General features: G+C 72.5%; 20 protein-coding genes. 10 read left to right on the forward strand and 10 right to left on the reverse strand.

The genetic code is table 11. From position 1 onward, the window contains the following. Positions 1-18 precede the first annotated feature (18 nt). Positions 19-297 (reverse strand): hypothetical protein, encoded by a 279-nt coding sequence (locus tag ASD06_RS12670; protein ID WP_157371702.1) that lies wholly within the window; start codon positions 295-297, stop codon positions 19-21. A gap of 73 nt (positions 298-370) precedes the next feature. Beyond that, positions 371-2,527: an ATP-dependent DNA helicase gene (locus ASD06_RS12675; protein ID WP_082538029.1), complete on the reverse strand. Its 2,157-nt coding sequence runs from the start codon at positions 2,525-2,527 to the stop codon at positions 371-373. 245 nt (positions 2,528-2,772) lie between these two features. Between ASD06_RS12675 and ASD06_RS12680 the strand changes: the two genes are divergently transcribed. Next, positions 2,773-3,477, forward strand: a complete 705-nt coding sequence (locus ASD06_RS12680) for a response regulator transcription factor (RefSeq protein WP_056678082.1) — start codon at positions 2,773-2,775, stop codon at positions 3,475-3,477. Further along, complete coding sequence (locus ASD06_RS12685) at positions 3,474-4,832, forward strand: HAMP domain-containing sensor histidine kinase (protein ID WP_082538002.1); 1,359 nt, start codon at positions 3,474-3,476, stop codon at positions 4,830-4,832. The genes ASD06_RS12680 and ASD06_RS12685 overlap by 4 nt, the downstream gene beginning before the upstream one ends. On the opposite strand, the gene hflX is transcribed toward ASD06_RS12685, so the two are convergent. Beyond that, positions 4,822-6,294 carry a GTPase HflX gene (gene hflX / locus ASD06_RS12690; protein ID WP_056678083.1) on the reverse strand — a complete coding sequence of 491 codons (1,473 nt, stop codon included), beginning with the start codon at positions 6,292-6,294 and terminating at the stop codon, positions 4,822-4,824. The genes ASD06_RS12685 and hflX overlap by 11 nt on opposite strands. Positions 6,295-6,395: 101 nt before the next feature. On the opposite strand from hflX, the gene ASD06_RS12695 reads away from it, so the two are divergent. Next, positions 6,396-7,025 (forward strand): class I SAM-dependent methyltransferase, encoded by a 630-nt coding sequence (locus ASD06_RS12695; protein ID WP_056678084.1) that lies wholly within the window; start codon positions 6,396-6,398, stop codon positions 7,023-7,025. Beyond that, positions 7,022-8,197 carry a glycerate kinase gene (locus ASD06_RS12700; RefSeq protein WP_056678085.1) on the forward strand — a complete coding sequence of 392 codons (1,176 nt, stop codon included), beginning with the start codon at positions 7,022-7,024 and terminating at the stop codon, positions 8,195-8,197. The genes ASD06_RS12695 and ASD06_RS12700 overlap by 4 nt, the downstream gene beginning before the upstream one ends. Here the strand turns inward: ASD06_RS12700 and dapF are convergent. Both dapF and miaA read right to left on the reverse strand, forming a co-directional pair. After that, positions 8,194-9,090: a diaminopimelate epimerase gene (dapF, locus tag ASD06_RS12705; protein ID WP_056678086.1), complete on the reverse strand. Its 897-nt coding sequence runs from the start codon at positions 9,088-9,090 to the stop codon at positions 8,194-8,196. The two genes, ASD06_RS12700 and dapF, sit on opposite strands and share 4 nt — an antisense overlap. Beyond that, positions 9,080-10,000: a tRNA (adenosine(37)-N6)-dimethylallyltransferase MiaA gene (gene miaA / locus ASD06_RS12710; protein WP_235502331.1), complete on the reverse strand. Its 921-nt coding sequence runs from the start codon at positions 9,998-10,000 to the stop codon at positions 9,080-9,082. The genes dapF and miaA overlap by 11 nt, the downstream gene beginning before the upstream one ends. Before the next feature lie 116 nt (positions 10,001-10,116). On the opposite strand from miaA, the gene ASD06_RS12715 reads away from it, so the two are divergent. Next, positions 10,117-10,314 (forward strand): antitoxin, encoded by a 198-nt coding sequence (locus ASD06_RS12715; protein WP_200942150.1) that lies wholly within the window; start codon positions 10,117-10,119, stop codon positions 10,312-10,314. A gap of 20 nt (positions 10,315-10,334) precedes the next feature. Here the strand turns inward: ASD06_RS12715 and miaB are convergent, their stop codons facing one another. Continuing rightward, positions 10,335-11,855, reverse strand: a complete 1,521-nt coding sequence (gene miaB / locus ASD06_RS12720) for a tRNA (N6-isopentenyl adenosine(37)-C2)-methylthiotransferase MiaB (RefSeq protein ID WP_056678088.1) — start codon at positions 11,853-11,855, stop codon at positions 10,335-10,337. A gap of 130 nt (positions 11,856-11,985) precedes the next feature. On the opposite strand from miaB, the gene ASD06_RS12725 reads away from it, so the two are divergent. From ASD06_RS12725 to ASD06_RS12740, 4 genes are all read left to right on the forward strand, one after another. Further along, complete coding sequence (locus ASD06_RS12725; RefSeq protein WP_056678090.1) at positions 11,986-12,771, forward strand: amino acid ABC transporter ATP-binding protein; 786 nt, start codon at positions 11,986-11,988, stop codon at positions 12,769-12,771. A 95-nt stretch (positions 12,772-12,866) separates the two neighbouring features. Beyond that, a complete protein-coding gene (locus ASD06_RS12730; protein WP_056678093.1) occupies positions 12,867-13,754 on the forward strand; it encodes a glutamate ABC transporter substrate-binding protein in 888 nt (295 codons plus the stop codon). A gap of 126 nt (positions 13,755-13,880) precedes the next feature. Next, on the forward strand, positions 13,881-14,531 hold the full coding sequence (locus tag ASD06_RS12735) for an amino acid ABC transporter permease (RefSeq protein WP_056678096.1): 651 nt from the start codon (positions 13,881-13,883) through the stop codon (positions 14,529-14,531). Beyond that, positions 14,528-15,341, forward strand: an 814-nt coding sequence (locus ASD06_RS12740; protein WP_157371714.1) for an amino acid ABC transporter permease, incomplete at its 3' end; no start/stop codon positions are given. The genes ASD06_RS12735 and ASD06_RS12740, both read left to right, overlap by 4 nt. 44 nt (positions 15,342-15,385) lie before the next feature. Here the strand turns inward: ASD06_RS12740 and ASD06_RS12745 are convergent. The 3 genes from ASD06_RS12745 to ASD06_RS12755 form a co-directional block, all read right to left on the reverse strand. Next, positions 15,386-15,961, reverse strand: a complete 576-nt coding sequence (locus ASD06_RS12745) for a regulatory protein RecX (RefSeq protein ID WP_235502332.1) — start codon at positions 15,959-15,961, stop codon at positions 15,386-15,388. Between the two features lie 29 nt (positions 15,962-15,990). Beyond that, entirely contained in the window at positions 15,991-17,043 is a 1,053-nt protein-coding gene (gene recA / locus ASD06_RS12750; protein WP_056678107.1) for a recombinase RecA, read from the reverse strand. 213 nt (positions 17,044-17,256) lie between these two features. After that, the gene (locus ASD06_RS12755) at positions 17,257-18,345 is read right to left on the reverse strand and encodes a tellurite resistance/C4-dicarboxylate transporter family protein (RefSeq protein ID WP_056678113.1); all 1,089 of its coding nucleotides are present in this window, start codon (positions 18,343-18,345) and stop codon (positions 17,257-17,259) included. Positions 18,346-18,391: 46 nt separating this feature from the next. On the opposite strand from ASD06_RS12755, the gene ASD06_RS12760 reads away from it, so the two are divergent. Beyond that, positions 18,392-18,613 (forward strand): DUF2277 domain-containing protein, encoded by a 222-nt coding sequence (locus tag ASD06_RS12760; protein WP_056678116.1) that lies wholly within the window; start codon positions 18,392-18,394, stop codon positions 18,611-18,613. Positions 18,614-18,620: 7 nt separating this feature from the next. On the opposite strand, the gene ASD06_RS12765 is transcribed toward ASD06_RS12760, so the two are convergent. Continuing rightward, the gene (locus ASD06_RS12765) at positions 18,621-19,892 is read right to left on the reverse strand and encodes an OFA family MFS transporter (protein ID WP_082538004.1); all 1,272 of its coding nucleotides are present in this window, start codon (positions 19,890-19,892) and stop codon (positions 18,621-18,623) included. Positions 19,893-19,897 lie beyond the last annotated feature (5 nt).

A 19,897-nucleotide genomic window follows, 5' to 3' on the forward strand; every position in this document is an offset into this window, starting at 1 on the left:
CCCGGTGACGTCGGCGGGTCAGGCGGCGCCGTAGTCGGTGGCCAGGATCGCCTCGACGCTCTGCTGCTCGTCGAAGTGCTCGGAGCCGGCGATCTTCGGCACGAAGCCCACGAGCACGCCGTCGCGCATGATCTGGGCCTCGAGCCCGGCGGCGCCGTCGACGTCCCACAGCGCCTCGCGTCCGTCGCCGAGGGGGATGCGCACGCCGAACCGGTAGGAGCTCGGGCGGGCGACGCGGGCGATGACGCCTCGGGCGGTCAGGGCCTCGGCGATGCGCGTGGCTTCGTCTTCCTGCATGGACCCATCGTGGACGACGACCCTGGACGTGCGCTGGGAACGGCGCGGTCCGGCGTCCGTCAGGCGAGGCCGACTAGAACAGCTCGTCGGTGGCGGCAGTGAGCCCGAGGTCGTCGAGCCGGGCCTGCACGACGTCCGGCTCGCACTCGAACTGGTCGGCGAGGTCGTCGAGGGTGCAGCCGAGGTCGACGCCTTCGCGCAGCAGGGTGTCGTCCTCGGGCGTCCAGGCGCGGCCGAGCACCACGGCGGTGCGCGCGGAGTCCGGCACCGGGGCCGGCTCAGCCGACGGGCCGGGCTGCACGGGCACCGGAGCCGACCCCTTGTCGCGCATGGCTTCCGCACGCGACCCGGGATCGTGCACAGCGCGTAGCTCACCGGCCGACTCGTCGAGGCGCTGCAGTGCCGCGAGCACCTTCGCCTTGTCGGCCGTCGGCCAGAACGGCGGTAGCGAGGCCCGCAGGAAGCTGCCGTAGCGCGCCGTCGCCAGCCGGGGGTCGAGGACCGCGACGACGCCGCGGTCGTCGGACGAGCGCACCAGCCGGCCAGCGCCCTGGGCCATCCGCAGGGCGGCGTAGGTGGCCGCGACCGCCATGAAGCCGTTGCCACCGGCGTCCGCCACCGCCTGCGAGCGCGCCGACATGAGCGGGTCGTCGGGCCGTGGGAAGGGGATGCGGTCGATGACCACGAGGTGGCAGGCGTGGCCGGGCACATCGACCCCTTGCCACAGCGACAGGGTGCCGAACAGGCACGTGCGGGCATCGCGCGCGAACTGGCGCACGAGCGTGGGCATCTGGTCGTCGCCCTGGCAGAGCACCGGCAGGTCGAGCCGCTCGCGCATCGCCTCGGCCGCCGCCTCGGCGGCGCGTCGCGAGGAGAACAGGCCCAGCGTGCGTCCCCCGGCAGCCTGGATGAGGTCGGCCAGCTCGTCCATCGTGGCGTCCGACGTGCCGTCGCGGCCGGGCGGCGGCAAGTGCTTGGCGCAGTAGAGGATGGCCTGCTTGCCGTAGTCGAAGGGGCTGCCGACGTCGAGGCCCTGCCACGCCGGGGAGTCGGGGCCCGACAGGCCCACCGAGCGGGCCACGGCGTCGAACGTCCCGCCGAGCTCGAGCGTCGCTGACGTCATGACGATGGTGCGGTCGGCGTACAGCTTCTCGCGCAGCAGGCCCGCGACGCCGATCGGAGCCACGTGCACCACCGGCCCGCGCCGTGGGTCGTCCGACACCCAGGCGACGTCGTACTCGTTCTGCGACAACAGCCGTTCGGCCACCTCGAAGACCGCGTCCACCTCGGCGCGAGCCACCTGCCGACCGGCGTCGACCTCGGCGCCCTTCTCGGGCTTCAGCTCGCTCTGCACGGTGCGCGCAGCGTCGCGCACCAGGCTCACGGCAGCGCCGAGCTGGTGCGGCACGGTCACCAGCCGCCCGGGTGCCATCAGCTCCAGAGCGCCCCGAAGCGCCAGCGCGGCGTCGGCCAGCTCGCCCACGTCGGCGAGACGGTGGGCCTTGCGCGCCGCGCGCTCCACCATCGGGGCGGTGAGCTCGTCGGTGATCGTGGACGTCACGCGGTCGACCAGCTCGTGCGCCTCGTCGATCACCACGAGGTCGTGCTCGGGCAGGATCTGGCGACCTTCGAAGGCGTCGATGGCCAGCATGGAGTGGTTGGTGACGACGACGTCGGCGTCCTTGGCCGCGGCCCTGGCCTGCTCGACGAAGCACTCGTCGACCAGCGGGCACTTGCCGCCCAGGCACTCCTGCGCTGACACCGACACCTGGCGCCAGGCGCGCTCGGAGACACCGGGCACGAGCTCGTCACGGTCGCCCGAGTCGGTCTCGTCGGCCCACTCGCGCAGCCGCAGCACCTGCTCGCCCAGGGCGCTGGCCGACGTGCCGCCCGACATCGACCCCGAGCCGAAGAGCGCGTCGTCCTCGTCATCGGGGAAGCCCCCGACCAGCTTGTGCTTGCACAGGTAGTTGCGCCGGCCCTTCACCAGGCCGTACGTCGGGCGCCGGCCGAGCAGCGGGGCCAGCGACTCCACCACGCGCGGCAGGTCGCGGTCGACCACCTGCGCCTGCAGCGCCAGGGTCGCGGTGGCCACCACGACGGGCTTGCGGGTGTGCTGGGAGTGCGCGAGGGCGGGCACCAGGTAGGCCACCGACTTACCGGTGCCCGTGCCGGCCTGGACGAGCAGGTGCTCGCCGGACTCGACCGCGTGCTGCACCGCCTCGGCCATCTGCACCTGGCCGGGTCGCTCGACTCCCCCGATGCCCGAGACGGCGGCACGCAGCAGCTCGTGCAGGCGGGTGGAGGTCTGTGATGGCACCAGACGACCCTAACGCCGTCGGTGCGGCCGCCAGCGCACGCGCGCCGGGCCCTGTGGACGGCGGTCGCAGCAGGATCCGTAAAGGTCACGCGATGGCCACGACTGCGTCAGCGTTTCGCCGGTCTGGTTGCGCGCCGCGCGGCGAACCCATCAGGGTGAGCACCGTGACCGGTGCCCGTCGCGTGCTCGTCGTCGAGGACGAGGCGTCCCTGGCCGATCTCGCGCGTCTCTACCTCGAGCGCGACGGCTACGTCGTCGACGTGGCGATCGACGTCGACGACGCCGAACGGGCCCTGCGCACCCACCGCCCGGACGCCGTCCTGCTCGATATCGGGCTGCCGGGTCCGCGCGACGGCATCGACCTGGTGCGCGGCCTGCGCGCGCGAGACGACTGGACGCCCGTCGTGTTCGTCACGGCCCGCGACGACGAGGTCGACCGGGTGCTAGGACTGGAGCTGGGTGGCGACGACTACGTGACCAAGCCGTACTCGCCGCGCGAGCTGGTCGCGCGCGTGAAGGCGGTGCTGCGCCGGCACGACCGGGCCCGGGCCAGCGACCGCGACGAGACCGCTCTCGTCGTCGGGCGCGTGCGCCTGGACCCCGCGCGGCGGCTCGCGTGGGCCGACGACCAGCCGGTCGACCTGACCACGACCGAGTTCGACCTCCTGACGCACCTGATGCGCCGTCCGGGCCGGGTGTTCGGCCGGGCAGAGCTGCTGTCGCAGGTGTGGGCCTACCCCGCTGACGACTCCAGCCGCACCGTCGACGTCCACGTCGCGCAGCTGCGGGCCAAGCTGGGCGCGGCCAGCCCGATCCGCACGGTGCGCGGCGTCGGCTACGCGGCGGACGACCGCGCATGAGGCACCCGACCCTCGCCGGCCGGGTCACCGCCGTCATCGCGGCCGTCGTGACGCTGACGGTGGTGGTGGCCGCCCTCGTCTCGGTGGGGCTGGTGCGGCGGGCGGCGCTGCGCGACGCGCGCGCCACCCTCGGCCGTGACGCGGACGTCGTCGCGCGGCTGCTGGAGACCGGCGGGCCGGCGAGCACCGACCTGGGCGTGCAGGGTCTGCGCTCTCCTGACACGCCGGTGGCCCGGGTCCGGCCCGACGGCACCGTGGACGGCGACCAGCTCGCGGTCGTCGCCGCGACCCGGCGCCTCAAGGCCCTGCGTGCCGGACGCAGCGTGTCGATGCGCTTTCGCGTTGACGGCCGGGTGGTGATCGCCGAGGGCCGGCCGCTGACGGTCGGTGGCGCGGTGGTCCTGGCCCGCACCGAGGCGACGGCCACCGGAGCCGCCGGACGGCTGCTGCACCGTGAGCTGCTCGCCCTGGCCCTTGCCCTCGCCCTCGCCGTGGCGGCGGGTGCCCTGCTCGCGCGCTGGGTGGCGCGGCCGCTGCGGCACGCGGCCGAGGGTGCACGACGGCTGGCGACCGGCGAGCGGGACGTGCGGCTCGAGCGGACCGGCCCGGTCGAGGTCGTGCAGGTCGCTGACGCCGTCAACGCCCTGGCGGGGTCGCTGGCCTCGAGCGAGGCTCGCCAGCGCGACTTCCTCATGTCGGTGTCGCACGAGCTGCGCACGCCGCTCACCGCCATCCGCGGGTACGCGGAGTCGCTGGCCGACGGCGTCACCACCGGCGAGCGCGTGGTGCCGGTGGGACGCACGCTCCTCGCCGAGTCCGAGCGGCTGCAGCACCTGGTGGGCGACCTGCTGGACCTCGCGCGGCTGGACGCCGACGACCTGCGTGTGGAGTCGCTGCGGGTCGACCTCGCGAGCGTCCTGGCCGAGGCGGGCCAGGTCTGGGCCGAGCGGTGCGCCTCGACCGGTCAGCGGCTCGTGGTCGAGGGGCCCGACGAGCCCGTCCTGGTGCACACCGACCCGGTGCGCGTGCGGCAGGTGCTCGACGGACTGGCAGAGAACGCGGTGCGGGTGACGCCGGCCGGGCACCTCGTGGTGCTGGCGGTGCGCGCAGAGGGCGAGGTCGCCGTCGTCGAGGTGCGCGACGGCGGCCCGGGCCTCACCGACGACGACCTCGCCGTGGCATTCGACCGCTCAGCACTGCACCGGCGCTACGCCGGACGCCGTCCGGTGGGTTCGGGCCTGGGTCTGGCGATCGTCGGCGCGCTGGCGACCCGGCTGGGCGGCCGCGCCGAGGCCGGCCACGCCCCCGAGGGCGGTGCCACCTTCCGCCTCGTCCTGCCGCTGCTCAGGCGGTGAAGGCCGTCAGCTCACCCGCGAGCGCCGGCATCACCTTGGCGCGCAGGTGGGTGCCCTCGGCCAGGTGCCGCTCGGCGAGCACCTCGCCGTCGGCGTGGATCCGGCTCACGAGGTCGCCGCGGTCGTAGGGCACGAGCACCTCGACCTCGACGTCGGGTCGAGGCAGCAGGTCGTCGATGCGGGTGCGCAGCTCCTCGAGCCCCTGACCGGTGCGGGCCGACACCACGACGAGCGAGCGCTCGCGCGAGCGCAGGCGAGCGATCACCTCGGGGTCGGCGGCGTCGGCCTTGTTGAGCACGATCAGCTCGGGGACGTTGTGGGCGTCGACGTCGGCCAGCACCTCGCGGACCGCCTGGATCTGCCCCTCGGGATCGGGGTGCGAGGCGTCGACGACGTGCAGCACGAGGTCGCTGTCGGCGACCTCCTCCAGCGTCGAGCGGAACGCCTCGACCAGCTGGTGCGGCAGGTGGCGCACGAAGCCGACGGTGTCGGCGAGGGTGTACTCGCGCCCGTCGGTGGTCTCGGCGCGGCGCACGGTGGGGTCGAGCGTCGCGAACAGCGCGTTCTCGACGAGCACGCCCGCGCCGGTGAGCCGGTTGAGCAGGCTGGACTTGCCCGCGTTGGTGTAGCCGGCGATCGCGACGCTCGGGACGGCGTGGCGCTTGCGGTCGTGCCGGCCGACGTCGCGCGCGGTCTTCATGCCGGCGATCTGGCGGCGCAGCTTGGCGACGCGCGTGCGAATGCGGCGGCGGTCGAGCTCGATCTTGGTCTCACCGGGACCGCGCGAGCCGATGCCCTCGCCGCCCGCGACCCGGCCACCGGCCTGGCGTGACATCGACTCGCCCCAGCCGCGCAGGCGCGGCAGGAGGTACTCGAGCTGGGCGAGCTCGACCTGGGCCTTGCCCTCCCGGCTCTTGGCGTGCTGGGCGAAGATGTCGAGGATCAGCGCGGTGCGGTCGATGACCTTCACCTTGACGACGTCCTCGAGCGCGCGGCGCTGGGACGGCGAGAGCTCGCCGTCGCAGATCACGGTGTCGGCGCCGCTCGCGACCACGATGTCGCGCAGCTCGCGCGCCTTGCCCGATCCCAGGAACGTGCCGGGGTCGGGCTGCTCGCGGCGCTGCATCAGCGCGTCGAGCACCTGGGAGCCGGCCGTCTCGGCCAGGGCCGCGAGCTCGCGCATCGAGTTCTCGCCGTCCTCGACGTCGCCGGTGAACACCCCAGCCAGCACGACGCGCTCGAGGCGCAGCTGGCGGTACTCGACCTCGGTGACGTCGGCGAGCTCGGTCGACAGCCCGGCGACGCGGCGCAGCGCCTGGCGGTCCTGCAGGTCGAGCTGGTCGCCGTCGTAGCCGCCGTCATGGTCGCCGTCGTAGCCGCCGTCGTCGTGCGGCGCGTCGAGATCATCGAGCGGCTCGAGCTCGGCCTGCTGGAGGCGGGCGGCGTTCGCGGTGCGGTTCACAGATCTCCTGGTGCTGGACGGGTGCTCGAACGTGAGCACCAACGTGACATACCAACGCTGCACCCGGCCACCGGATTCCGCACCCTGCCAGACTGTGGCCCGTGGCTGAGGGCACCGATCACGACGTCGATCACTACTTCACCGCGCAGCCTGCGAGCCCGGGCGACCTGCGCCCGCTCGCGGTGCGCCTCGGGGGTCGCGAGCTGCAGCTCGCCACGGCCTCGGGCGTCTTCAGCCCCGACCGGCTCGACACCGGCACGCAGGTGCTGCTGCGCGAGGCACCGGCCCCACCGGCGCACGGCGACCTGCTCGATCTGGGCTGCGGCTGGGGCCCGGTGGCGTTGCACCTCGCCCTGACCTCGCCCGAGGCTCGGGTGTGGGGCGTCGACGTCAACGAGCGCTCGGTCGACCTGCTGCGGCGCAACGCCGAGCACCTGGGACTGCCCGGCGTGCGGGCGTGCCTGCCCGATGACGTGCCGGACGACGTCCGGTTCGGCGCGATCTGGAGCAACCCGCCGATCCGGGTGGGCAAGGCGGTGCTGCACGACCTGCTCCTGCGGTGGCTGCCCCGCCTCGACGACGGCGCCAGCGCCTACCTCGTGGTGCAGAAGAACCTCGGCTCGGACTCCCTGCAGCGCTGGCTCGCCGAGCAGGTCGGCCCGCAGGGCTTCGTGGTCGACCGGTACGCGAGCGCGAAGGGCTTTCGCGTCCTGCACGTGCAGGCGCCGTGAGCGACGCCGGCGCGAGCGGCGGCCGGCCGGCTCGCGTGGTGATCGCGCCCGACTCCTTCAAGGGCAGCTGCCCTGCTGACCTGGCCGCGCAGGCGCTCGCGGACGGCTGGCTGTCGGGGCGGCCGCGCGACGAGGTGGCGTTGCGTCCGCTCGCGGACGGCGGCGAGGGCACCCTCGACGTCATGGCCGCCAGCACCCAGGGCAGCCGGATCGTCGACGTGGGCGCGGTGCGCGGACCGCTCGGTGCGCCGACGCCGGGCCGCTACCTGGCGCTGGCGGACGGCACGGTGGTGGTCGAGCTCGCCGTGGCGTCCGGGCTGCACCTGGCCGCCTCATCAGGCCCGGCAGACCCGGCAGACCCGGCAGACCCGTTGCGCGCCAGCACGTTCGGCACCGGGCAGATCATCAAGGAGGCGCTGCGGCGGGGCGCCACTCGACTCGTCCTCGCCGTCGGCGGCTCGGCCACGACCGACGGCGGTAGCGGCCTGCTGCAGGCGCTCGGGCTGCGCCTGGTCGACGCCGCTGGTCGCGACGTCCCGGATGGCGGCGCCGGTCTGCTGCAGTTGCACCGCGCCGATGCCGACGGCCTCATCGCGCCGCCACTCGGTGGCGTCGAGGTGCTGGTCGACGTCGTCAACCCCCTGCTCGGCCCGCGTGGCGCGGCAGCGGTGTTCGCACCGCAGAAAGGCGCGGACGCCGATGCCGTGGCCACGCTCGAGCGTGGGCTCGCCCGGTGGGCCGAGCTCTCAGGTGGCGACCCGCAGACGCCAGGTGCCGGCGCAGCGGGTGGGACGGCGTACGGCGTCGCGACCTGGTGGGGCGCTCACCTGGTGCCCGGGGCCGACCACGTCGCCGAGCTGGTTGGCCTGGGAGCCGCGGTGGCCAGGTCGGACGTCGTCATCACCGGCGAGGGGCGGTTCGACGCCACCAGCCTCGGCGGCAAGGTCGTCGGCGCGGTGCTGCGCCGAGCCGTCGCCGCCGGCGCGAGAGTGCACGTCGTGTGCGGCCGGGCCGACGCCGACGTCCGCGTCCCAGGCGGCGCGGCCGTGCCGCAGGTGCTGGCGCTGGCCGACCTCGCCGGGTCGGCGCAGGCCGCGATGGCCGACCCGCAGCGCTGGCTGCGCGCGGCCGGCGTGCGCCTGGCCGAGGCGCACGGCACCCAGCAGCGCTAGGGCGTCGCCAGCTCGACCGTGCCGTCGGCCACCAGCTCGGCCGGGCCGGCCAGCTCGACGGTGCCCGAGGGCAGCACCCGCACGCGCAGCGTCCCGCCCGGCACGTCGACGCGCCACTCGTCGACCTCACCGCCACCCGCGACGGCCGTCCACGCCCGAGCGGCGAGCGCGGCGGCTGCCGCGCCCGTGCCGCAGGACCGCGTCTCCCCCACCCCGCGCTCGTGCACGCGCATCGCCACGTGCCCGGCGCGCTCCACCACGACGAACTCGACGTTGGTGCCGTTCGGCGGAAGGGGCTCCACGACCGGGGCCCGGTGCAGGTCGAGGGCGCGCAGCTCGGCCCCGCCCGGCAGCACCACCACCGTGTGCGGGTTGCCCAGGTCGAGGCTCAGGCCGGCCACCGCACCGCCCAGCCCACCGGCCAGCACCTGCGCGTCACCACCGCCGCCGAGCGCGCCGTCGCCACCGACGATCCGCCATGCTCCCAGGTCGACGGCCAGCAGGTCACCGTCACGGCGCACCTGCTTGGTGCCCGCACGCGTCGCCACGGCCAGCTGCTCGCCGTCGCCCAGGTGCGCGAGGCCCTCGCGCAGCAGGTAGGTCACGAACACCCGCACGCCGTTGCCGCACATCTCGGCCGGCTCGCCGTCGGCGTTGCGGTAGTCCATGAACCACTCGGCCTGAGCCGCCTGGTCGGCCACTTCCGCGACGGCGCGGGTGGGCACGACCCGGATCACGCCGTCGCCGCCGATGCCGGCCCGGCGATCGGCGAGTCGGCGCACGGTGGCGGGGTCGAGCACGAGGGTGCCGTCGAGATCGGGCACGAGGACGAAGTCGTTCTCGGTGCCGTGGCCCTTGGTGAACGTCAGCTGCACGCTGCCATCATCGGCCATCGACGCCCTCGGCCGCTGCCCGGACGACGCGCAGCGCCCGCTCGAGCACGTCGGGTGCCCCCGAGTCCAGCCACGTGATGCGGGCGTCGCGCCCGAACCACGACTCCTGGCGTCGGGCGAGGCGGCGGGTGAGCTGCGCCGTCTGCTGCTGGGCCTGCTCGGCGTCGAGCACCCCGTCGAGCTGGGCCAGCGCCTGGGCGTACCCCACGGCGCGCGACGCCGTGCGTCCCTCCCGCAAGCCCTGCGGCACCAGGCGGCTGACCTCGTCGAGCAGACCTGCCTGCCACATCCGCTCGACGCGCCGCGCGATGCGGTCGTCGAGCTCGGGCCGCGCGGCCCGCAGCCCGATCTGGACGGTCGGCCGCAGGTACCGCGGTTCGGGCAGCGTCGCGGAGAAGGGCCTGCCGGTGAGCTCGACCACCTCGAGAGCCCGCACGACCCGCCGGGAGTTGGTGGGCAGGATGCGCTCGGCGGCCACCGGGTCGACCTCGGCGAGCCGCGCATGGAGCGCGGCAGCGCCGAGCTCCTCGGCGGCGCGCTCGAGCCGGGCCCGCACGGCTCGGTCGGTGGGTGGGATCTGCAGCTCGTCCAGCGCCGCGCGCACGTACAGGCCCGACCCTCCGACCAGCACCGGCACGCTCCCCCGCGCGACGAGGTCGTCGACGCAGACCCGCACGGCGCGCTGGTAGGCCGCCACGCTCGCCTCCTCGCTCACGTCGAGCACGTCGAGCAGGTGGTGCGGCACCCTCTCGCGCTCGGCCGGGGTCAGCTTCGCCGTCCCGATGTCCATCCCTCGGTAGAGCTGCATGGCGTCGGCGTTGACCACCTCGCCGCCGAGCTGGCGGGCGAGCGCCACGCCCAGGTCGGACTTGCCCGTCGCAGTGGGTCCGACGACGGCGATGACGAGCACCGGAGCATTCAACCCGATCGGTGCGCGGCACCGGGCCGGCTGGCGCGCTGGGAGGGTGAGCGCCACGATGCGGGCAGGCCGCCGCGATGGGCGGCCCTCAGCGACGGGAGTCGGCCGTGGGCCTGTTCGACAAGGCGAAGGAGCTCGGGGAGAAGGCCAAGCAGCAGATGGCCGAGCACCCGGAGCAGACCGAGAAGTACAGCGACGAGGGCATCGAGAAGGCCGGCGACGCCGTCGACCGGCTCACCGGCGGCAAGCACCGGGCGCAGGTCGACCAGGCGCAGCGCGCCGCCGACGACCGCGTCGGCGAGTAGCGGGGGTCGCTCGCGGGCGGTCACCCGCAGGCGGGCACCTCGACCGGTGCCGGCGCGCCCACCCCCGGCAGGCCGAGGCCGACCGGACGACGCGCCGACCCGCCGTGCTGCCCGGACTCGCGCGCCAGCCAGGCGTCGCCCGCCCGGGTGCGACGGACGGCGTAGGGGCCGCCCGCCAGTGCGCCGTCAGCCACGAGGTGGTGCGGTGCGCCGTACGTGACCTGCACGCTCACCATGTCGCCGGGGCGAGGCACCTCGGCGTCCTCGGGCACGGCGAAGTGCACGAGGCGGTTGTCAGCGGCGCGGCCCGACAGCCGGTGGGTGGCGTCGTCCTTGCGACCCTCTCCCTCGGCCACGAGCACCTCGACGGTGCGGCCCTCCTGCTGCCGGTTCTCGGCCCACGACAGCTCGTCCTGCAACGCGACGAGCCGCTCGTAGCGCTCCTGCACGACCGCCTTGGGCAGCTGGTCGGGAAGGGTCGCGGCCGGGGTGCCGGGGCGCTGGGAGTACTGGAAGGTGAAGGCGCTGGCGAACCGCGCCTGCCGGACGACGTCCAGCGTGCCCTCGAAGTCCTCGTCGGTCTCGCCTGGGAATCCCACGATGATGTCCGTGGTGATCGCGGCCTCGGGGATGCGCGAGCGCACGCTGTCGATGATGTCGAGGAAGCGCCGTGACCGGTACGAACGCCGCATCGCCTTGAGCACGCGGTCCGAACCGCTCTGCAGCGGCATGTGCAGGCTCGGCATGACGTTCGGCGTCTCGGCCATGGCGTCGATCACGTCGTCGGTGAACGCCGCCGGGTGGGGGCTGGTGAAGCGCACCCGCTCGAGCCCTTCGACGGCGCCGCACGCGCGCAGCAGCTTGCCGAACGCGAGCCGGTCACCGAACTCCACGCCGTAGCTGTTCACGTTCTGGCCCAGCAGGGTCACCTCGATCGCGCCGTCGGCCACGAGCGCCTCGACCTCGGCGAGGATCTCGCCTGGGCGACGGTCCTTCTCCTTGCCGCGCAGGCTCGGCACGATGCAGAAGGTGCACGTGTTGTTGCAGCCCACGCTGATCGAGACCCAGCCGGCGTAGGCGGACTCGCGCTTGGTCGGCAGCGTCGAGGGAAAGACCTCGAGCGACTCGAGGATCTCGACCTGGGCCTGCTGGTTGTGCCGCGCCCGGTCGAGCAGCGCCGGCAGCGAGCCGAGGTTGTGCGTGCCGAAGACGACGTCGACCCACGGCGCGCGCCGCACGATCTCGCCCCGGTCCTTCTGCGCCAGGCACCCGCCGACGGCGATCTGCATGCCGGGGTTGCGCCGCTTGGTGGGCGCGAGGTGACCGAGGTTGCCGTACAGCTTGTTGTCGGCGTTCTCGCGCACCGCGCAGGTGTTGAACACCACGACGTCGGCGGTCTCGCCGTCGGTCGCGGGCACGTAGCCGGCGTCCTCGAGCAGGCCGGTGAGCCGCTCGGAGTCGTGCACGTTCATCTGGCAACCGAAGGTGCGCACGTCGTACGTGCGGGGCGGGTCGGTTCGGAGCGAGGGCGATGTCGTCATGGCCTCCCCAGGATAGTTGGCCTCATGCGTCCGCGAATCGCGCCGAAAATGCGGGCGAACGCCGCGAAGCGGGCGCAGCGCACAAGGGTGCGTAGCGGCGCGACTCGCCCGACGGCTAGGGTCCGTCTGCATGAGCGACGTCGCCGCCTCCCCCGCGGACTCCCCCGCCGCGTCGTCCCGCCGCCCTCTCGTCGTGCTGGAGAAGGTCAACAAGCACTTCGGTGACCTCCACGTGTTGCGCGATATCGACCTCACCGTCGGCGAGGGCGAGGTCGTCGTGGTGATCGGGCCGTCCGGCTCCGGCAAGTCCACGCTGTGCCGCGCCATCAACCGGCTGGAGACCATCGAGTCGGGCACGATCACCCTCGACGGCGACCCGCTGCCCGAGGAGGGCAAGGCCCTCGCTCGCCTGCGCGCCGACGTCGGCATGGTCTTCCAGTCGTTCAACCTCTTCTCGCACAAGACGATCCTGGAGAACGTCACCCTCGGGCCGATCAAGGTGCGCGGCGTCCCCAAGCGCGAGGCGGATCAGCGCGCCGGCGAGCTGCTCGAGCGCGTCGGCGTCGCGGCGCAGGCGAGCAAGTACCCCGCTCAGCTGTCCGGCGGCCAGCAGCAGCGCGTCGCCATCGCGCGGGCCCTGGCCATGGACCCCAAGGTCATGCTCTTCGACGAGCCCACCTCGGCGCTCGACCCGGAGATGATCAACGAGGTGCTCGACGTCATGACCACACTCGCGCGCTCAGGCATGACCATGGTCGTCGTCACCCACGAGATGGGCTTCGCCCGGCGGGCAGCCGATCGCGTCGTCTTCATGGCCGACGGCCAGATCGTCGAGCAGGGCACGCCCGAGCGGTTCTTCACCCAGCCCGAGTCCGACCGCGCCAAGGACTTCCTGTCGAAGATCCTGACGCACTGACCACCGCTCAGGTCCACCTGAGCCCCCATCACCTCAGAACTGCACGACCGGCCCCGCTGTTCGCGGAGCTCGGCACGACACAACGGAGGAACAACATGAGGATCCGACGCATCGCCGCCACCGCAGCGATCGCCATGGCTGCTGTCTCGCTGGCCGCGTGCGGCAGCAACGACAGCGGGGGCAGCGGCGACGTCAAGGTCAACGCCGACGCCAAGTTCGACGCCGGCACGACGATGGCCAAGATCCACGACGCCGGCACGATGACGATCGGCACCAAGTTCGACCAGCCCGGCTTCGGCCTCAAGGGCCCGTCGGGCAAGCCCGAGGGCTTCGACGTCGAGGTCGCCAAGATCATCGCCGGCGCGCTGGGCGTCGCGCCCGACAAGATCGAGTGGGTCGAGACCCCCTCCAAGGTGCGCGAGGAAGTCATCGAGCAGGGCAAGGTCGACATGGTGGCCGCGACGTACACCATCAACGACAAGCGCAAGGAGCGCATCTCGTTCGCCGGCCCGTACTACGTGGCGGGTCAGCAGCTGATGGTCAAGTCCGACAACAACACCATCAAGGGCCCGGAGGACCTCAAGAGCAACCCGAACGCGAAGGTCTGCTCGGTCACCGGCTCGACGCCGTCGGAGCAGATCAAGGAGTACCTCGCCAACCCGAACCAGCTCGTGCTGTTCGACGTCTACGACAAGTGCGCCGACGCGCTGCGCACCGGTCAGGTCGACGTCGTCACGACCGACAACGTCATCCTGCTGGGCTTCGTCTCGAAGTCCGACGGCGCCTTCAAGCTGGTCGGCGACCAGTTCACCGAGGAGCCCTACGGTCTGGGCATCAAGAAGGGTGACGTCAAGTTCTGCGAGTTCATCAACAAGACGCTCAAGGAGAACGAGGACGCCTACAACAAGGCGTGGGCCAGCACCGCCGGCAAGGTCGAGGGTGCCTCGGCACCGACGCTGCCCGACCCCGCTCCCTGCAGCTGATCTGAGGCGCACGTGGTCGGTGCCGACGTCCGCAGCGGACGTCGGCACCGACCCGACCGCACGATGGCTCGCCCTCGCTGAGGGCACTGCCGACCAACACGCCAGCGACCGTCAACGGAGGTGAGAGTGGACGCCGTCACCGAGAACCTCGACCTCTTCTGGGGCGGGTTCCTGCGGTCCCTGGGCATCTGCCTGTGGGGCATGGTGGGAGCACTCGTGCTAGGCACCGTGCTCGCCGCGTTCCGGGTCTCCCCGGTGGGGCCGTTGCGGGCGCTCGGCACCGCCTGGGTGACGCTGGTGCGCAACTGTCCCCTGACGGTCGTGCTGTTCTTCTTCGCGTTCGGCTTCCCGGAGATCGGGATCAACGGCAGCTACTACGTCTTCGGCGTGAGCGCTCTGATCGTCTACACGTCTGCGTTCGTCTGCGAGGCGCTTCGTTCCGGCATCAACTCGGTGCCCGCCGGTCAGGCCGAGGCCGCCCGCGCCATCGGCCTTCCGTTCACCAGGACGCTGAGCCAGGTCGTCTTGCCCCAAGCGTTCCGCACCTCGATCCCGCCGGTCGGCAGCGTCATCATCGCGATGTTCAAGAACTCCGCCGTCGTCGGCGCCTTCGGGGTTGGTCGGGACCTGTTCAGCGTCGGTGAGTCGCTGACCAGCGCCCAGGGCTACGCCTCGTTGCCCGTGCTCACGGGCGTGGCCATCGGCTACCTGCTCATCACCTTGCCCGCCGGCGCGGTCCTGGGGTTGCTCGAGCACAGGCTGGCGATCGTCCGATGAGCGAGTACACCGTCCTGTACGACGCCCCCGGTCCGCGGGCGCGTCGCCGTAACCTCATCGGCGGCATCATCGCCACCGTCCTGATCTTGGCGGCCCTCGCCATCGTGGTGAAGCGCCTCGCGGACCAGGGCCAGTTCGACGCCGAGCTGTACCGGCCGCTCGTCGACCCTCACCACGAGTACTTCCAGGACGACTGGCGCACCCTCGGCGGTGGGCTGCTCAACACGCTGAAGGCCGCAGCCCTCGCCATCGCGTTCTCGGTGGTGCTGGGGACGCTCCTCGGCGTCGTGCGCATGATGCTCGGGAAGGTGTCACGCCTCCCTCTCGTGGGCGTCATGGAGCTGCTTCGTGGACTGCCGGTCGTCATCACCATCTACTTCGCTTGGCGCGTGCTGCCCGAGGTCGGTGTCGACCTCTCCGGCATGCCGGGCGGTGGCGGCCTCTGGTACCTCGTCATCGGGCTGACCGCCTACAACATGGTGATCATCGCGGAGATCCTGCGGGCCGGCGTGCTGTCCCTGCCTGCGGGCCAACGAGAGGCCGCCCTCGCCATCGGACTGAGTCCGGTCGGCGCGATGCGGCTGGTCCTGCTGCCGCAGGCAGTACGCACGATGTTGCCGGCGCTGATCAGCCAGGTCGTCGTCATCCTCAAGGACACGTCGCTGGCCGCGGTGCTGGGCCTGTACGAAGAGCTCCTGCGCCGGGGCAACCTGCTGGGCCAGTACTTCAACAACCCGATCCAGATGCTGTTCCTGGTTGCCGTGATCTTCATCGTCATCAACTATTTGCTGAGTCGGCTCGCCCGGTGGGNNNNCATGACCGGCGGCGCCGCAGCGTGACGGGTGCGTGGTGCGTCAGTCGACCTGATCGGCGTCGGCGAGCGCTTCACGGACGACGCGGAACGCCAGCCCGCTGCTGTAGCCCTTGCGCGCCAGCATGCCGACCAGCCGGTTGACCTGTTTCTCGGGTGGCAGCCCGCGCACGGACGCGAGCCTGCGCGCCACCAGACCGCGCGCCAGCTCGACCTCGCTCTCGTCGTCCACCTGGTCGAGTGTCGCCCGAGCCAGCTCGTCGTCGATGCCCTTGGAGCGCAGCTCGTGCGCCAGCGCCCGCCGGGACAGACCGCGCGTCGCCTGACGAGACCGCACCCAGCCCTCGGCGAAGGCGGTGTCGTCGACCAGCCCGACCTCCTCGAACCGGTCGAGCACGCGCTCAGCCACCGCCTCGTCAGCCCCGCGCTCGGCGAGCTTCTCGGCCAGCTGGGCCCGGCTGCGCGGCGCCATGGTGAGCTGCCGCAACACGATGGAGCGAGCGACCGACTCCGGGTCGGCGTCCGGCGTCTCGTCGGCCGCGCCGCCAGGCACCGGCTCGCGAGGCCCAACCGGCCGGGAGGTCCCCCGGCCGGCTGGGCGGCGAGCGTTGAGGCTCACGAGTCACCTCGCGACGACGTGCGCACGGGTCAGAAGCTGACCTTGGCCTCGGCCGGAGCCGCCTCGTCCGCCGGCGCGTCGACCCGCGGGCCGATGCCCAGCTTCTCCTTGATCTTCTTCTCCAGCTCGTTGGCCAGGTCGGGGTTGTCGCGCAGGAACGAGCGCGCGTTCTCCTTGCCCTGACCCAGCTGGTCGCCGTCGTAGGTGTACCAGGCACCGGACTTGCGCACGAAGCCGTGCTCGACGCCCATGTCGATGAGGCCACCCTCGCGCGAGATGCCCTGGCCGTAGAGGATGTCGAACTCGGCCTGCTTGAACGGCGGAGCCATCTTGTTCTTGACGATCTTGCAGCGCGTCCGGTTGCCGACCGGCTCGCTGCCGTCCTTGAGCGTCTCGATACGGCGCACGTCGAGGCGCACCGAGGCGTAGAACTTCAATGCCTTGCCGCCCGTGGTGGTCTCGGGCGAGCCGAACATGACGCCGATCTTCTCGCGCAGCTGGTTGATGAAGATCGCCGTGGTCTTGGAGTTGCTGAGCGCACCCGTGATCTTGCGCAGGGCCTGCGACATCAGCCGCGCCTGCAGGCCGACGTGGCTGTCGCCCATCTCGCCCTCGATCTCGGCCCGCGGCACGAGCGCGGCGACCGAGTCGATGACGATGATGTCGAGCGCCCCGGAGCGGATCAGCATGTCGGCGATCTCGAGCGCCTGCTCACCGGTGTCGGGCTGTGACACCAGCAGGGCGTCGGTGTCGACGCCGAGCTTCTTGGCGTACTCGGGGTCGAGCGCGTGCTCGGCGTCGATGAAGGCCGCGATGCCGCCCGCCTTCTGCGCGTTGGCGACGGCGTGCAGCGCGACGGTCGTCTTGCCCGAGGACTCCGGGCCGTAGACCTCCACGACGCGGCCGCGCGGCAGCCCGCCGATGCCGAGCGCGATGTCGAGCGCCACCGAGCCGGTGGGGATCACCTCGATCGGAGCGCGCACGTCGTCACCGAGGCGCATGACCGACCCCTTGCCGAACTGCCGGTCGATCTGGGCGAGAGCGGTGTCGAGGGCCTTGTCGCGGTCTGCGGGAGCGGGCATGTGAGTCACCTCTGGTTCACGGACGGCGCCTGCCGGCCGGTGGTCTGATGTCGTCGAGGAAGACGCTAGGCGCCTGCACCGACAGCCGGCGCTCGTCGACCCGAGGCTGTGGACAACCAGCGGGTCCCGAGCACCTGTGGATGAGCATATCCGAACAGGTGTTCGGTTCCACGGATCTCCCCACGCGTGTCGCGGACGGCTCCGCACCGGTCCTCAGGCGGGCCGACCGACCGGCTCCGCGGGTGCGCGGGGCTCCCCGAGCAGCACGGTTCGTACCAGGTGGCGGGCCATGGCCAGCAGGACGGCGACCCACACCGCCAGCGCCACCCACAGCTCTCCCGCCCCGACCGCGCGCACGAGCGGCAGGTGGTCGGCCTGGCCGAGGTAGAGGCCAGCGACCGCGTACATGCCGAGCGGGAACACGATGCTCCACCAGGTCGCCTCGTAACGCAGCGGCACGCGGTGCCGTACGTGACGCCACCACCCGGCGGCGACGAGCACCGGGATCAGCCAGGAGGCGAAGCTCCAGAACACGATCGCGGTGCCGCCGGCGAGCCCGCGCATCGCCGTCGCCATCGGCGTGTCGGCCATCCCCACGATCCGGGCGCCCGCGACCACGGTGATGGAGCACGCCCCCATGGCCACCCAGTAGGGCGGCGTGAGGTCCTCTGGACGCAGCTCGTAGAGCATCATCCGCAGGGCCACGAGCACGCCGGCCGCGGCGTACAGGAAGATGCCGACCGACCACGACACCACGGCGAGCACGGCCAGCTCGCGCTGTGCCGCACCCGCGTGCGGCTCCAGGCCGGCGGCGGCGACCGCCACCGACTGGCTGGCGACGACCCAGATGAACCACGTGCCGTTGGCGGTCGCGACCACCGGCCGGGTGCTGTGCCCGAGCACCGCCGTCCACGGCACGACGTAGCCGAGCACCAGCCACAGCGCCCCGGCGACGCTCAGCAGCACCGCCGTGAGGCCGAACCGGCCGTCGAGCCCGAGCCGCGCAGCCAGGACGTCGGTGCCCGCCACGAGGGTGAAGAACCCGAAGGCGCGCCGCGGGTCGGCGAAGTCGTCGGCCACGGCGGCCCTGAACCACAGCAGCCGCGCCAGGCTGAGCGCCGCGAGCGTCACCCACGCGAGGGCGGTGGCGACCAGGAAGGCGCCCGACCACGTCCGGTGCCCCTGGAGCCACAGGCCCGTCGAGAGGATCCCGGTGGCCATCACCAGCGCGAAGTAGCCCGGGGTCAGGCTCTCGACGGCGGCGCTGACCCGTGACCCGAGCGTCGCCGCCTCACCGTTCACCTCGGTGACGGTACCGGCGGGGGGCCCGGGCTTCTAGGCTCGTCGCATGTGTCGCAGCATCAAGACCCTTCGTGAGCCGTACGTCGAGGACGTCGGCGAGGCCGACGTCCGAGCCGCTGCCTTGCAGTACGTGCGCAAGATCAGCGGCTTTCGACAGCCGGCCCCGCACAACGCGCAGGCGTTCGAGGCCGCCGTCGACGCGGTGGCGGCGGCCACCACGCACCTGCTCGACCAGCTGGAGGTGCGCGGCAGCCGCCGCCCGGCGTGAGTCGGCGCTAGCCGGTCGTCACCTCGGCCCGCTCGGCCGGCTTGCGGGTGATGAGCGGCACGACCAGCGCGACGAGGGCGATGATGCCGATCACGGTGAAGCCCAGCGTGTACTGCTTGTTCTCGCCGATGAGCTGGGAGATCAGCAGCGGGCCGACGATGCCACCGAGGCTCCACGCCACGAGCATCAGGCCGTAGATCGCACCGGCGAACCGCACGCCGAAGAACTGGCCCGCCGTCGACGGCATGGTGCCGAACGCACCGCCGTAGCAGGTGTAGACGAGGGCGGCCAGGACGGCGAACAGCGCGGGCGAGCTGGCGTGCGGGATCAGCAGCAGGCACACGCCCTGGATGCCGAGGATCCCGAGGAACGCCGGCATCTTGCCGATGATGTCGGACAGCCAGCCCCAGAACACGCGTCCGGCGCCGTTGAAGATGGCCAGCACGCCGACCAGGCTCGCGGCGCCCACCTTCGACATGCCGCTGATGTCGGTGGCGCTGCCGGCAGCGACGGAGATCAGCGAGATGCCTGCCATGACGCTCAGCGTGAGGATCGCTGTCAGCAGGTACCACTGCGGCGTGCGCAGCGCCTCGGCTGCGGTGAACTGGCGCGCCTGCACGGGCTCGGCCGCCTTCGTGGTGGCCGCCGCGGTGGTCACGGGCGCGGCCGGGTTCCGGAACTGGCTGGCCCCGACCAGGATCGCCACCAGGTAACCGATACCCAGCCACAGGAAGGCCTTCGTGGGCACGTCGGGTGAGCCGTCGATGAGCGCCTGACCGACCGGCGCCGTGATGACGGCCCCGAACCCGAAGCCCGCCACGGCGATGCCCGTGATGAGACCCGGCTTGTCGGGGAACCACTTCTGCAGCATGGCGATCGGCACGATGTAGACCATGCCGAGGCCGAAGCCGCCGAGCACTCCGTAGCCGAGCACCAGGAGCCAGAAGGAGTCGGCGCGGGCCAACGACGCGATGATGACGCCGATGCTGTAGACGACGCCGCCGGTGAGCGCGACGATGCGGGGGCCGCGCGTGTCCTGGATGCGGCCGCCGATGTAGCTGCCGACGAAGATCATGCCGATCGCCACCTCGAACGGCACGGTGGCCTGGGCCTTGCTCCAGCCGAAGGCGCCGTCGTCCTGCAGCGCCTTGGAGAACACGCTCCAGGCGTAGACGGCGCCGATAGCCAGCTGCACCAGCACGGCGGCCACGAGGATCACCCAGCGGTTTCCGCCGGTCGTGGCCTGCCGCTGACCGGCTGTGGTCCGACTCTCACTCATGCTCT

It is taken from the genome of Angustibacter sp. Root456, from assembly GCF_001426435.1.
GTDB lineage: Bacteria > Actinomycetota > Actinomycetes > Actinomycetales > Angustibacteraceae > Angustibacter.